Raw genomic sequence first — 13747 nt, 5'->3', positions numbered from 1 at the left:
AGGGGACACGAGTGCCTCCGGGCGTGAGGGCGCCGATCTGATGGCTCTCACCAACCGCGCACCCCACACCGGTGAGTCCGACATTGAGGCGTCCGCCCCCGAGGCCCCCCGCAAGGCCTCCTTCGGCGACCACGCCCGTGCCTACGTCGCCCTCTCCAAGCCCCGCGTCATCGAACTCCTCCTCATCACCACCATCCCGGTGATGTTCGTCGCCGCCGGGGGCGTGCCCCCGCTGTGGACCGCCGTCGCCACCCTGGTGTTCGGCACCATGTCCGCCGCCAGCGCGAACGCGATGAACTGCTACATCGACCGCGACATCGACCGTGAGATGCGTCGCACCCGACAGCGTCCCGGCGCGATGGACCTGGTCACCCCGCGCGGAGCCCTCACCTACGGGCTGATCCTGGCGATCGGCTCCACCGTCGGCTTCCTCGTGCTCGTGAACGTGCTCTCGGCCGTGCTGTCGGTCTTCGCGATCGCCTTCTACATCTTCGTCTACACGATGCTGCTCAAGCGGCGCACCGCGCAGAACGTCGTGTGGGGCGGCATCGCGGGCTGCATGCCGGTGCTGATCGGCTGGGCCGCCGTCACCAACAGCCTGGACTGGGCGCCGTTCGTGCTCTTCCTGGTGGTGTTCTTCTGGACGCCGCCGCACACCTGGACGCTGGCCATGCGCTACCGCGAGGACTACGCGGCCGCGCAGGTCCCCATGCTGCCCGTGGTCGCCAGCGACCGCCGTGTGCTGCTGGAGTCGGTGCTCTACACCTGGGCGACCGTGATCGTCTCCCTGATCTTCTGGCCGGTCGCCGGGACCACCTGGTTCTACGGCGTGGTCGCCCTGGTGCTGGGGGCGCTGCTGGTCGTGCAGGCCCACCGCCTGCTCAGCCGCTCCAAGGCGGGAGTGACCGGCGCCCAGCTCAAGACGATGAACTTCTTCCACCTCACCAACGCCTACCTGGCGCTGCTGTTCGTGGCGGTCACCGTCGACCCGCTCATCGCCCGCTTCCTCTCCTAGACACCCGGTCCCGCGGGCACGTCGGCCGCGAGCGCGGGCCCCTCACGACGGCGTTCCTCCCACGGAGGAGCACCGTTTCGTGTGGGTACGCACACCTTCTGGTCACGGGTGGGCGCTGTGACCCCCCTGTGGCAACAACCACCCCTCCCACCTGGGCCGCCGTCGTGGCGCGGGTCGGGACCGACACGGAATACCCGTACCGCCTGCCCGCACCACTCGAGGGCTTCGACCCGCTCGCCGCCTCGGCTCGCTCCCGCTTCCCCGAAGCTGTCACCGAACGGCTCGGCGAGGTGGAGACCGACCTGGCCGTCCTGCCAGCCCTGTCCTCGGCTCTGGCGATGGCCGACACCCGTGCCCGCGCCGCCGTGGAGAGCCTCCTGCCCCACGCCCTCCACTCGCACAACAGCCCCACCACCCAGGTCACCCAGATCACCGACACCCGTGCGGACCTCCCCGCCTCAGCCCGACTCCGGAACCTCCGCCGCGGGGTTCCCGGAGATTCCAGTCTCCCCGACCGGAAGCGGGCCGGACGGGTTGTCCACAGGGTCGATTCCGGAGGGGGCCGTGCCACGGGGCACTCCACTTCCACCCGGTCCCGGAAACCACCCAGCCCCGGAAACCACCCGGTCCAAGGCGCCGTGCCTGGTGGGCCGCCGAGAGCCCCCGCCCCGGCCCCGACCCGGCTCACCCATGGCCACAGCGGCACCGAGGCTTCGGAGGGCCGCGCGCCCCCACCTCACGGACGTGCGCCCCCACCTCGTCACCCTGGCCTGGGCTGATGCCCTGTGAGGGTCTTCGGAGGGCGGGGCTCAGCTCCGGTTGACCCCGCGCCCTTCAGTGCGGCGCCACACCAGGACCGCCGACCACACGACGGTGGCCACGAGTACCAGGGCCAGCGGCACGTGCGCCTGGAGCGGCCCGTAGGTGCCCAGGGCGGCCTGCGGGAAGCCCAGCACGAAGGCCAGCAGGCTCACCAGCGCCACCAGCCGGTCATGCGCGGGACCGGCCGACGATCCCGCACGCCACACCAGGACGGCGGCCAGCAGCTGCACGCCGCTGGCCACGTGCACCGCGAAGGCGCCGCCCCAGTGCAGAGGCAGGGCGGCCATGTTGAACGTGATCAACTGTCCCGCCGTGAGGAACTCCCACAGGAGCGCGGCGAGGCTGGCGCCCACCGCGACACGGAGGAGCAGGAGCCAGGGCGGGTTTCCCCCGCGCTCGGTGGTGGTGTTCGGGTCCATGCCGTGGCCTCATCTCCGAGTTGAACGAACGCTCCGATCCTCTCGTACCCGGTCGCCCACGGGCACGAGACCGGAGGCGTGGCGCGGTTCGCCGTCCTCGCCTTCGGAGGACCAGCGCGGGGGCGGAGCCGACCCCGCCGAACGCCCGCTGACCCGCTACGATCTGTGCCCATGCCCCGACTCGACAGCAGGGCGATCCTGCAAGGACGCCGCTCCCGGTACTCGATGACCCTCATCCTGGGCACCACCGTCAGCGTGGTGTGCATGATCGGCATGCTCACGTACCTGTGGTTGCTGGCGATGGCCGGGGGAGCGGCGGCGGGGATCGACGGCGCCACGGGGTTCCTGGTCAGCCTGGTCGCGGCGATCATCCCGGTGACCATCCTCGTGCCGCTCATCCTCATGCTCGACCGGCTCGAACCCGAACCCGGCTGGGTGCTCTTCTTCGCGTTCGCATGGGGAGCCGGGGTGGCGGTCGTGGCGTCGTTCCTGCTCAACAGCTGGGGGCTGACCTACCTCACCCAGCCGGTGTTCGGCGACGGCGTGGCCGAGTTCCTGAGCACGTCACTGGTGGCACCGGTCGTGGAGGAGAGCGCCAAGGGCATGGTCCTGCTCATCCTGCTGTGGCGGCGGCGCAACGAGATCGACACCTTCACCGACGGTGTGGTCTACGCCGGGATGGTGGCCACGGGGTTCGCCTTCACCGAGAACATCCTCTACTTTCTCAGCGCCTTCTTCGACGGCACCCTCGTCGCCACCTTCGCCATCCGGGGCCTCATCGCGCCGTTCGGCCACCCCGTCTACACCGCGATGATCGGGTTGGGTGTGGCCTACGCGGCGATGCGCACCGGCCGACTGCGGTTCCTGGCTCCGATCGGGGGATGGGTGACGGCCGTGCTGCTGCACGGCATGTGGAACGGCTCGACCTACTTCGGCTGGACCGGCCTGGGCGTGGCGTACCTGGTGCTGTTCGTGTTCCTGCTCGGCATCCTCGCGATCGCCGCCCACGACCGGCGCGGCCAGGTGGCGGCGATCGACCGCTACCTGCCGCCCTACATCTCCACGGGGCTGGTCACCCCGGCCGACATCACGATGCTCAGCTCGATGACGGGCAGGCGTCGCGCCCGAGAGTGGGCCGCCCGCAACGCGGGGGCCCGGGGCCGCTCGGCGATGAAGGACTACCAGTTGGCAGCCACCGAACTCGCGCTGCTGCACCAGAAGCTCGACGCGGGCCTGCCCCGCGATAACTGGAAGGTCGACCGGGACTCGTTCCTGGCGTTGATGCACGTGGCCCGAGACACCTTCCTGGGGCGCGTCCCCCAGCCGGTCACGCCCGGCTGGGCGGAGAACCCCACGGACTCGGGCTTCCTGCGCCGGGCCGACTTCGCGCACGTCATCGCCCAGGCGCGGGCCGAGCAGCCTACTGTCCAGCAGCCGCCGAGCCAGCAGAACTACGTTCCCCGGCACGGTCAGCCTCCCCGCTGACCTCCTCACCCGGAGGGACCAGGCGGGTGGTGGCGAAGTACAGGCGGGAGATCGCGACCCAGGTCACCGCGGAGCCCAGCACGTGCAGGACCACCAGGGCCTCGGGCAGCTCCAGGGCGTACTGGGTGTAGCCCAGGACCCCCTGGAGCACCACGATCACCAGCAGACTCACGCTGCTCGTCCGCGCGATGCGCGAGGCGCCGCTGCGGAAGGCGATCACGGTGGCCAGGACGCTTCCCAACAGGGTGAGCCAGCCCAGGACCGAGTGCACCCGGGTGACAGCGGGCAGGTCCAGCTCCCAGCGAGGAGCGGCGGCGTCGCCGCCGTGCGGACCGGTGCCCGTGACCACGGTTCCGGCGATCAGCAACAGGAAGCCGACCACCACCAGGCCGATGCTCACCGTGTGCAGCATCGGTCCCACGGCGAGCTGTGGCCTGCCCTCGGGCTCCTGGCAGCGCACGTAGAGCGCCACGGTGATGAAGACCATCACCATGGACAGCAGGAAGTGGGTGGCCACCGAGGCCGGGTGCAGGTCCGTCCACACGGTGATGCCGCCGACCACGCCCTGTCCCAGGACGCCGAACGGGATGATCGCGGCCAGCAGAACGAGGTCGCGGCGGCGCGGGGTCATGCGCAGCACCGCGATGAGCGTGATCACGGCGACCGCGAGTACCACGAAGGTCAGGGTCCGGTTGCCGAACTCGATGGCCGCGTTGAGGGCGGCGTGACCGGTGTCGATGGGCACGAAGCTGTCCGGTGTGCACCGGGGCCACTCGGAGCATCCCAGGCCCGAGGAGGTGACCCGCACGGTCGCGCCGGTGACGGCGATCCCGGCGTTGACGACGATGTTGCCCAGCGCCCAGGCGCGCAGCGACCTCTGGGAGGGGGTCCAGATGGTCCGGGCCAGCAGGACCAGCGCCAGGACGCCCGCGGCGGCCACGACGATCTGCCAGCCCCAGAGGGGGACTCCGAGGAGGACGATGTCATCCATCTCGTCCGCCGCGAGCGGGGTGATCGTGTTGAGGGCCGTCGTCGCGGAGGCCGGGGATGCAAACATACGACAGACTGTAGTACATCCTTCGGAGGGGACGAATGCGCCCTCTGCTTGTGTGTTGGCCTGCGCAAACCCGGTGCGCCGGAATCGTGTTCCGCTGGTTCGGTCGTGGCGCGTGCCACGCGCACGGGATCGAACGGACCGGTCGTGGAGCGGGATCGGCCGGGGAGCCCCCGCAGCCGCGAGGCCACTGGTCTCCGGGCGGGGGCGAGCCAGTGGGATCCGGTCCGGCTGACCGGCCCGTGCGGCGGCGTCCTCAGGGAACGCGCAGTTCCTCGGCCCTCGCGCCGAGCAGCGAACCGAAGGCCTCCATGCCCTCCGGGGTCACTTCGACGGCGCGGGGTGTTCCCGTGCGGACGATCCATCCGGAAGCGAACGCGTGGGAGCAGAACGCGGCCCCCAGGGCGCCCGCGAGATGGGGGCGACGCTCCGTCCAGTCCAGGCAGGCCCGCACCGCCGGACGCCGGGTGCCCGGGGCGGTCACCAGCCCCAGTTCCGTGCTCCAGCTCACTCCGGCCGGGGTCAGCGCCAGGCCGCCGCTCTCAGTCAGCAGTCCGCGCTCGACCATCGCCTCGGTGACCAGTACGCCCAGCCGACCAGCCAGGTGGTCGTAGCAGGTCCGTGCGAGCGCCAGGTGCCGCTGGCGGGAACGCGCCCTCAGGGAAGGCGCTGGGGGAGCCGGTTCCGGCCCCAGCGCGGCCAGGCGTTCGACCAGCTCGGCGATCTCGGAGGAGGCTATACGCACGTAGCGATGACGTCCCTGCCGCTCCTGGGCCAGGAGTCCGCCCTCCACGAGGGCGTTGAGGTGCTCGGTCGACGTGGAGGCCGCCACCCCCGCGTGCCGGGCCAGTTCCCCGGCGGTCCAGGCCCGCCCGTCCAGCAGGGCCAGGCAGAACCCGGCCCGGGTCGGGTCGGCCAGCAGGCCCGCGACCTTCGCCAGCCCTGGGGCGACCCGCTCGGTTTCCATGGGTCCATTGTCCCCGCAGACGCTTCGGCCAGCACCGAAGTGTCCGGTTACTAGTGTCACGGCCATGACCACTGACACCTTCGAGAACCCCTCGGACACCTCCGGGGACCACCTGAGGATCGAGCCCAGCATTCTCTACTTCGGTACCCCCGTGGCCCTCGTGTCCACGCTCAACCACGACGGGTCGCCCAACCTGGCCCCCGTCTCCTCCGTGTGGGCCCTGGGCATGCTGCTCGTCGTGGGCCTCGGTGCGACCGGGCAGACGGCCCGAAACCTCCGGGAGCGACCGGAACTGGTCGTGAACCTGCCCTCCGCCGACCTGTGGGAGCACGTGGAACGGCTGGCGCCCCTGACCGGTCGGAGTCCCGTCCCGGAGGGGAAGCCACCGGGCTGCCGCTTCGAGGCCGACAAGTTCGGCGCGTCCGGGCTGTCTCCCCTGGGGGCGGACCTGGTCGACCCGCCGCGTGTGGCGCGGTGCCCCCTGCAACTGGAGGCGAGGGCACGCCATGTGCGCTCGGACGACTCCGGCGACCACGTCATCGTCGAGGCTGAAGTGGTCCGTGTCCACGCGGCGGAGGACATCGTGGTGCCCGGAACCCATCACATCGATCCCGCGCGCTGGAATCCGCTGGTCTACAGCTTCCGCCACTACTTCGGTCTCGGAGCCGAACGGGGACGCTCCCACCGCTCACAGACCCCGCCACGGGAGCCCGTCAGCCCGGTCCGTTCCTAGGGGGCTGCTTCGCGGGCGCTTTCGGCGGCGGTGGCGGGGCCGCCATCGATGCCAGCGGCCGTCTCTCCTACTGTGCGCCGCCACACAAGGTGCGCCGTGCCGCGCGGCGGGCCCGTCCGGGTTGGCTGTCCGAGCTCCAGGGACGCGGCGAGAGGGAACCTGGTGGTCGCGAACGCGGAACTACCCCGGGGCACTCACCGGATCGGCCGTGCCCGGGCGACGGACCACGCGCACGCACGGGGGCCCCGGAGTACGCTCCGGGGCCCCCGCCGTCAGGATCGTGGGTCAGACCAGTCGATCCGCTACTTGTTGTGGCTGTTCTGCGCGATGCACTGGTTCAGCAGGTCCAGATTGAGGTTCAGCAGACCGAGCTGCTGCTGCTCCTGGACACACTGGTGGTAGACCGAGGAAGACTCCGCGGAAGCGGCCCCGGCGCCCAGCCCGAGCAGGCTGGCGGAGAAGAAAGCGGTCAGGGCGAGCTTGGCGGCGATGCGCATGGGTTTCCCCTTTTAAGTGCGAGTGCTCAGGAATTGGGTCGGCCGGTCCGGAAGGCCCGCCGTCCCAGAGGCAAGAATTGCCGGTCCCGACTCGTCGGAAACACCGACGGAACGAGGTTTGCCTGATCAGTGGCGGTGATCTTCCGTCCCAATGGACGAGGGCGTTCGGCCTTGGCCTCTAGTTGTCCCCACTCGTATCCGTGTTGGTGTGGTCACGCTCGGTGCGCGTCCGCTCGTCCCGGTTGGCCGAGGTCCGGGTCGCGCCCGCGCTCGCGGCGATCACACAGCCCACCGCCAACCACTGCCACACGGTCAGCAGTTCACCGAGGAGAACCAGCCCCACCATGGCGGCGGCCGCGGGTTGCAGGCTCATGAGTACCCCGAACACCCTCGGCGGCATACGGCGCAGCGCGTTCAGTTCCAGCGTGTAGGGCACCACGGAGGAGAGCACGCCCACGGCCAGACCGAACAGGAGCAGGCGCCAGTCCAACAGGGCCGCGCCGCCCTCGGCGATCCCCGCCGGGGCCAGCACCAACACGCCCACCACACTGGCGATGGCCAGCCCCGACGCCCCGCTGAAGCGCTGCCCCGTGGCGGCACTCAACAGGATGTAGCCCGCCCAGGCGGTGGCGGCCAGCGCCGCGAACAGCACGCCGACCGGGTCGAGCTCACGGAACTCGATCCCCAGCGCGGCCACGCCCAGCCCGGCCAGGCCCGCCCACAGCAGGTCCACCCGGCGACGTGAGCCCAGGATCGCGATGGCCAGCGGGCCGAGGTACTCGATGGTCACCGCGATGCCCAGCGGAATGCGCGCGAAGGCCTGGTAGATGAAGTAGTTCATCGAGGCCAGGGCCACTCCGTAGCCGATCACCACCATCCAGTCGGTGCGGCTGCGTGCCTTCAGCGCGGGTCGGACCAGCAGGCCCAGGATCACCGCGGAGGTGAGCAGGCGAAGCCAGACGACGGCCGCCGGTGGAAGGACCTCGAACAGGTTCTTGGCCACGCCCGCTCCGGTCTGTACCGAGACGATGCTGACCATGACCAGCCAGACCGGGGGCAGGGACCCCAGGGCGGCGCCGGGGGAGAGGAGGCTCGTCGAGCCGCTCCGAGAACTCATGTTGAGTCATCCTACGTTTTGCGCGACCCTCTCCGCCTCATGAGTCCCCTCGTTCCCGGGAACACCGGGAACGGTGGCCCCGGCGCCGGGCTGGGTCACCAGAGCGAGCAGGAGGAGCAGCCAGGCCACGACCACCGTGCCCGGTTGCAGCAACGTCATCACCAACCCGACCACCGTGAGATCACCCTCCCTGGTGAGGATCTGGACCCCGATCCACAGGAACGGAAGCATGGCGGCCACCAGGTTCACCGCGAGCGCCGACCAGACCATCCACGCCCGCGCGGGTCGTCGCCACACGAGGAGCGCTCCGCCCACCACGAGCAGGAACAGGGGCGGCCCCAGGTAGCGGACCACGATGAACCAGGGGACTCCGATGGCTTCCATGGTCGGTCACCCTATCGAGGCGTTACCGTCCCGTATCGGTGGGAATCGGGACACGTGCTCACAGGTGGCCCGAACGTGCGCCGGGGGTCCCCGTGGTGTGAAATGGTCCGAGCCCGTGGAGACCGCGGGCGGCCCCGTTCCCGCAGGAGAGTCCCCGCCATGTCCTCCCGACGCAGTGACCAGCGAGTCGATGACCAGGTGTCGTACGTACCCCGGTGGCCGATCGTCGCCGGTGCCTCGGCCCTGGTCCTGGCGGTCGCGCTCGGAGGCTACGTCGCGGGGATGTTCGTCGCCGAGAGCGACACCCCCGAGGAGATGTCCGTGGTCTCCGGCATCCTCGTCGAACCCACGGGCGGCCCCGAGGAGGAGGCCGAACCCGAGGAGGACGAGGCAGAAGAGGAGGAGGTCACCCACCCGGCGGGCCTCGACCCCGAACAGGTCTACGCCCTCCAGAGCGTGCACGGGGACCGCGTCATGGACGTCGCGGGCGGCTCCGACGAGAACGGCGCCCCGGTACACCTGTGGGACCGCCACGACCAGGCCCACCAGCAGTGGCGGTTCGCGCACGTGGAGGACGACTTCTACGAGATCGTCGGCGTGGGCAGCGGCAAGCTGCTGGAGATCCCCGCCGACGAGGAGGCCCAGCCGGGCTCGGCCCTGCTCACACGGACCGGAGGACACAACCAGCAGTGGCGGGTGGTCGAGAGCGGGGACGGCGAGGTCCGCCTGCTCAACCGCGCCACCGGTCAGGCTCTGGAGGGGCAGGGCGGCGCACCCGACAACGGCACGCTGGTCGCCCAGGGTGAGGACGGCGGCCACCCCCACCAGAAGTGGCGCCTGCTCCCGGTCGAGGGCTGACCCCGGAGGACGCAGCGGGGGTTGACGACCAGCGTCCCCCTGCTAGCCTCGTGCGCATGTTCTCCCCCTGTGCGTGATGCGACGCCCCGACCACGGCCCGGTCCCGTGGTCCCTCGGCGTCCACGCACGTTCGCGGCGCCCCCCGCGCGCGCCGCCTCCCTGACGGAGAACATCCATGACCCCGCCCCACCGGGCGCCGACCTACCGTGCCGTCCTGCGCGTCACGGGGGTCCCCCGCTTCCTCGTTCCCGCCCTCCTGGGCCGTCTGTCCTACGGGCTGGTCTCGCTCGCCCTGGTCCTGTCCGTGGTCCACACCACCGGGTCCTACGCCGACGTCGGCCTGGTCGCCGGGCTGTTCGGCCTCACCGCCACCGTCCTGTCGCCCCTGCGGGCCGCGCTCATCGACCGGTACGGGCCGCTCCTCGCCCTTCCCCCGATGGCCGGACTCCACGGGCTGGCCCTGGTGGGCCTGACCGCGGTCTCCTGGAACCCCGTCGGACACCTCGGTCTCCTGGCCGCCCTGACCTCGGTCGCGGGGGCCTGCGCCCCGCCGCTCGGCCCGGTCACCCGCACCCTGTGGAGCCACCTGGTCCCCGACAGGGGTCTGCTCCAGCGGGCCTACAGCCTCGACACCGTCGCCGAGGAACTGATCCTCTTCACCGGTCCGCTGCTCCTGGGGGCCCTGATGCTGGTCGGGCCGCCCTCGGCCGGGCTGGCGCTCGGGGCCTCCCTGATCGTGGTCGGGACCGCTGGCCTGTTGACCTCGCCCGCCGCCCGCGCCCTGCACGCCGTCCGTCCCACGCCCGCTGTCCGGCCCTCCGAGGAGAAACGGACCGGACCCGAGCCGACCGCGCCGGACGCTCCGCACCCCACCGCCCGCGGTGGCTTCCTCTCCGCCGTCGCGGTCTCCGCCGCGACGGGCCTGACCCTGGGCTCGGCCGCCCTCCTCAACGTCGCCTTCGCCGAACAGCGGGGTGCGGTCGGGGCGGTGGTCCTGGTGGAGTCCGCCCAGGCCGCGGGCAGCGCACTGGGCGGACTGGCCTACGGGGCCCTGTCCTGGCGCACGGGTGCCAGGACCCGCCTGGCCCTGCTCGGCCTGGCTCTGGGCGGCGGTGTGGCGGCGGCCGCACTGGTGCCGGGAGTCGCGGCGCTGGCGGCGTTGCTGTTCGTGGCCGGTGCGTGCGGCGCGCCGATCATCACCACCGCCTACCTGCTCGCCGACGAGTCGGTGACGGCCGGGTACCGGACCCGTGCCGGGAACTGGCTGAACACCGCCCACAACGCGGGTGCGTCGGTGGGAGCGGCGAGCGTGGGCCTGTTCCTCACCGTGGCGCCGCCCGGCGCCGGCTATCCGTTGGTCGGAGCGGTGCTCGTGGTGGTGTCGGGCGCCGTGCTGTTCGTCGCCCGATTCACCGGCGGGACCCGGTTCAGGCGCCCAGCAGAAGCGACCGCGCCGTCCGCCACGTCGTCTCGTCGGCGGCGGTGAGCAGGAGCCGCCCCTCCTCGTCGGGGCGGTACGGGGTGCCCTCCGGTCGGAGGCTCACCCCGCCCGCCTCGGTGAGCAGCAGGCCGCCGGGCGTGTGGTCCCAGGGTGTGGGGTCGGCGAACAGCATGAAGTCCAGCTCACCCGACAGGAGGCGCGGGTAGTCCACTCCCACGCAACCGGAGCCGCCGTCCAGGAGGGCGAACCCCGGGACCGCGGCGTGCACGCGGTCGCGTTCCCGGGGAGACAGGAACCGGAGCTGGGTCATACCCCGCAGCTCGGCCGGGTCCGCGGGCGCGGGAGCGCGGTGCACCCGCACGCCGTCGCGCCAGGTCCCCGAACCGAGTTCGGCCGCGTGCACGGTGCCCTCGGTGGGCCTCAGGATCCAGGAGGCCACCGCCCGGCCCCCACGGACCAGTGCCGCCATGACGGCGAACCGGTCGTCACCGGCGGCGAAGTTGCGGGTGCCGTCCACAGGGTCGACCACCCAGGCGGTGGGCTCACTGCCCAGGACACGGACCAGCCCGGGATCGGCGGAGGTGGCCTCCTCACCCACCACCGGCGCGTCGACCAGCTCACGGAGTCTGCGGCCGATCAGCTCCTCGGCCTCGCGGTCGGCCACGGTGACGATCTCACCGGGCGCCTTCTCCGACACCTCGTCCTCGGACAGCGCACCGAAGCGCGGCAGGATCGTCGATTCGGCGGTCTCGCGGAGGATCGTGGTCACCGCGTCGATGTCGATGGTCATGACCGACACCCTAGGGCGCGGACCCTCAGTGACGGAGACCGGACCGGAACGGCGGCGCTACTCCCAGCGGAACAGGCGGGAGGCCAGGAAACCGGCGACGGCCGTCCACACGGCCAGCACCGCGAAGGCGCCCAGTCCGGGAAGGGAACCGTCGGTGAGCACGGCGCGCAGGCCGGAGCCGAGCGCGGTGATAGGCAGGACCGACACGGCCTGCTCCACCGGCTCGGGGAAGCTGCTCGTGGGGAACAGGACCCCGCCCAGACCCAGCATCAGCACGTACACCAGGTTGGCCCCGGCCAGGGTCGCCTCGGCGCGCAGCGTGCCCGCCATCAGCAGTGCCAGGGAACTGAACGCCGCCGTGGCCAGCAGGAGCAGCGCGAGCACGGCCAGCACACCCGCCGGCTCCAGCGAGGGCGACCAGCCAAGGAACAGCGCCACCACGCACAGCACGGTGATCTGGATGGCCTGCACGCCCAGGACCGCCAGCGTCTTGGCCGCGAGCAGCCCGAACCGCGACAGCGGGGTGGCGCCCAGCCGCTTGAGCACCCCGTAGCGGCGCTCGAACCCGGTCCCGATGGCCAGGCCGGTGAAGGAGGTGGACATGACCGCGAGGGCCAGGACACCGGGGGTCAGCGCGTCCACGCGCGCCCCCTCGCCCACGTCGAGGACGTCGACCAGGCTGAATCCCACCAACAGCAGCACGGGGATGACCATGGTCAGCAGGAACTGCTCGCCGTGGCGCAGCATGACCCGCAGTTCCATCCCGGCCTGGGCCGCGACCATCCGCCACATCGGGGCGGCGCCGGGCGCCGGGGTGAACAGGCTCGCGTCGAGGGCGGGCTTCGGGGCGTCGGTGACGGCGGACGCGGCCGTCCCTGAGGTGTGCTCGGTCATCAGTCGCGCAGTTCCCGGCCTGTGGTTTCGAGGAAGACGTCTTCGAGGGTACGCCGCCGTACGCGCAGGTCCTCCGCCAGGACGCCGGTCGAGGCGCACCAGGCGGTGACCGCGGCCAGGAACTCCGGGCCGACGTCGTCGGGGTCGTCGGTGGCCACGGAGTACTCGTTCCTTCCCCCGGAGTCGGTGGCGCTCACCCGGCCACCGGTGGGCAGGGCCGCCTCCAGGGCCACGGCGTCCAGCGGCGCGGCGGTGGAGAAGCGGACCTCGCGCCGTCCCTGGGTGAGTTCGGCGGGGGTGCCCTCGGTGACCACCGCGCCCCGGTCGATGATCACCACGTGGTCGGCGAGCCGCTCGGCTTCCTCCATGTAGTGCGTGGTCAGGATCACGGCCACGCCGGCCTCGCGCAGTGCCGCGACCAGGTCCCAGGTGGCCATGCGCGCCTGTGGGTCCAGTCCGGCGGTGGGTTCGTCCAGGAAGACCAGTTCAGGGCGGCCGATCACCGCGCAGGCCAGGGAGAGCCGCTGCTGCTGGCCGCCGGACAGGCGGCGGAAGGGGGTGCCGGAGACGGAGGTCAGACCCAGGCGCTCCAGGAGGAGGGCGGGGTCGATCGGTCTGGCGTGGAAGGAGGCCATGAGCCGCAGCCACTCGGCGGCCCGGGCGCCGGTGGGCACCCCGCCGGACTGGGGCATCACACCCACGCGGGGTTTGAGTTCGGTGGCGTCGGCGACGGGGTCGAGCCCCAGGACCCGCACCTTCCCGCCGTCCGCGTGGCGGAAGCCCTCGCAGATCTCGATGGTGCTGGTCTTGCCCGCGCCGTTGGGGCCGAGCAGGGCGGTCACCGCGCCGCGGCGCGCGGTGAATGAGAGGCCCGTGACGGCCGTGGTGGCGCCGTAGCGCTTGACCAGGTCGACGACCTCGACGGCGGGTGTGTCCATGGGGCCTGAGTTTACGTGCGCCGGTGCTCCGCGCTTCACCACCCCGCCTTTCGGAGGGCCGACCGCGTTCGGGCAGGGACCGAACGTCCCACTTCGGACAGCCGGAACACGGAGGTGTTTTTGGTGCGTGTGGTGGAAGAATGGCGCATGGCCCCTGGTTGTGCCTGAGTGGCGTGGGTGCCGCCGGTGCCGGGTTCGGAGGGGCCGGAGCGGGGCTCCCGCCAGGGTCAGCCGACCTTCCGGCCACCAGGTTGGTCGGATGGTGATACCGCGATCCCACTGAATGGGAAAACGGATCGGTTCCGAAGTGTGCGAAAAGGGTGTCCGTGCGTG

The 13747-nt window shown here is 71.6% G+C and carries 14 protein-coding genes; 5 read left to right on the top strand and 9 right to left on the bottom strand.

Annotated features, from left to right (window positions below; genetic code table 11):
- The first annotated feature begins 40 nt into the window (after positions 1–40).
- Complete coding sequence (locus tag BDW27_RS22745) at positions 41–1015, top strand: heme o synthase (RefSeq protein ID WP_017545121.1); 975 nt, start codon at positions 41–43, stop codon at positions 1013–1015.
- 809 nt (positions 1016–1824) lie between these two features.
- Here the strand turns inward: BDW27_RS22745 and BDW27_RS22740 are convergent.
- Entirely contained in the window at positions 1825–2256 is a 432-nt protein-coding gene (locus BDW27_RS22740; protein WP_110051593.1) for a hypothetical protein, read from the bottom strand.
- A 171-nt stretch (positions 2257–2427) separates the two neighbouring features.
- Between BDW27_RS22740 and BDW27_RS22735 the strand changes: the two genes are divergently transcribed.
- Positions 2428–3741 (top strand): PrsW family intramembrane metalloprotease, encoded by a 1314-nt coding sequence (locus tag BDW27_RS22735; RefSeq protein ID WP_026129356.1) that lies wholly within the window; start codon positions 2428–2430, stop codon positions 3739–3741.
- On the opposite strand, the gene BDW27_RS22730 is transcribed toward BDW27_RS22735, so the two are convergent.
- Positions 3677–4798, bottom strand: coding sequence for a heme A synthase (locus BDW27_RS22730; protein WP_199560743.1), 1122 nt, complete (start codon positions 4796–4798; stop codon positions 3677–3679). The two genes, BDW27_RS22735 and BDW27_RS22730, sit on opposite strands and share 65 nt — an antisense overlap.
- A gap of 253 nt (positions 4799–5051) precedes the next feature.
- Positions 5052–5762: a helix-turn-helix transcriptional regulator gene (locus BDW27_RS22725; protein WP_110051591.1), complete on the bottom strand. Its 711-nt coding sequence runs from the start codon at positions 5760–5762 to the stop codon at positions 5052–5054.
- 64 nt (positions 5763–5826) lie between these two features.
- Here BDW27_RS22725 and BDW27_RS22720 point away from each other — a divergent pair, with 64 nt between their 5' ends.
- Positions 5827–6495, top strand: coding sequence for a flavin reductase family protein (locus BDW27_RS22720; protein WP_110051590.1), 669 nt, complete (start codon positions 5827–5829; stop codon positions 6493–6495).
- A gap of 302 nt (positions 6496–6797) precedes the next feature.
- On the opposite strand, the gene BDW27_RS22715 is transcribed toward BDW27_RS22720, so the two are convergent.
- The 3 genes from BDW27_RS22715 to BDW27_RS22705 form a co-directional block, all read right to left on the bottom strand.
- Entirely contained in the window at positions 6798–6992 is a 195-nt protein-coding gene (locus BDW27_RS22715) for a hypothetical protein (RefSeq protein WP_017545115.1), read from the bottom strand.
- 178 nt (positions 6993–7170) lie between these two features.
- Complete coding sequence (locus tag BDW27_RS22710; protein WP_110051588.1) at positions 7171–8109, bottom strand: DMT family transporter; 939 nt, start codon at positions 8107–8109, stop codon at positions 7171–7173.
- 6 nt (positions 8110–8115) lie between these two features.
- Positions 8116–8493 carry a hypothetical protein gene (locus BDW27_RS22705; RefSeq protein WP_110051587.1) on the bottom strand — a complete coding sequence of 126 codons (378 nt, stop codon included), beginning with the start codon at positions 8491–8493 and terminating at the stop codon, positions 8116–8118.
- A gap of 159 nt (positions 8494–8652) precedes the next feature.
- Here BDW27_RS22705 and BDW27_RS22700 point away from each other — a divergent pair, with 159 nt between their 5' ends.
- Entirely contained in the window at positions 8653–9351 is a 699-nt protein-coding gene (locus tag BDW27_RS22700) for an RICIN domain-containing protein (protein ID WP_017545112.1), read from the top strand.
- Between the two features lie 175 nt (positions 9352–9526).
- Positions 9527–10837 (top strand): MFS transporter, encoded by a 1311-nt coding sequence (locus tag BDW27_RS22695; protein WP_110051585.1) that lies wholly within the window; start codon positions 9527–9529, stop codon positions 10835–10837.
- Here the strand turns inward: BDW27_RS22695 and BDW27_RS22690 are convergent.
- From BDW27_RS22690 to BDW27_RS22680, 3 genes are read right to left on the bottom strand one after another with little or no spacing between them, the layout of a single operon-like run.
- On the bottom strand, positions 10779–11582 hold the full coding sequence (locus BDW27_RS22690; RefSeq protein ID WP_110051584.1) for an inositol monophosphatase family protein: 804 nt from the start codon (positions 11580–11582) through the stop codon (positions 10779–10781). The genes BDW27_RS22695 and BDW27_RS22690 overlap by 59 nt on opposite strands.
- Before the next feature lie 57 nt (positions 11583–11639).
- Positions 11640–12476, bottom strand: a complete 837-nt coding sequence (locus tag BDW27_RS22685) for an ABC transporter permease (RefSeq protein ID WP_017545109.1) — start codon at positions 12474–12476, stop codon at positions 11640–11642.
- Positions 12476–13414 (bottom strand): ABC transporter ATP-binding protein, encoded by a 939-nt coding sequence (locus tag BDW27_RS22680; protein WP_017545108.1) that lies wholly within the window; start codon positions 13412–13414, stop codon positions 12476–12478. Before BDW27_RS22680 ends, BDW27_RS22685 begins: the two co-directional genes overlap by 1 nt.
- Between the last annotated feature and the right edge of the window lie 333 nt (positions 13415–13747).

Source organism: Nocardiopsis sp. L17-MgMaSL7 (assembly GCF_003182025.1).
In the GTDB taxonomy this organism is placed as follows: domain Bacteria; phylum Actinomycetota; class Actinomycetes; order Streptosporangiales; family Streptosporangiaceae; genus Nocardiopsis; species Nocardiopsis prasina.
This window is presented reverse-complemented; position numbering and strand designations above follow the sequence as displayed.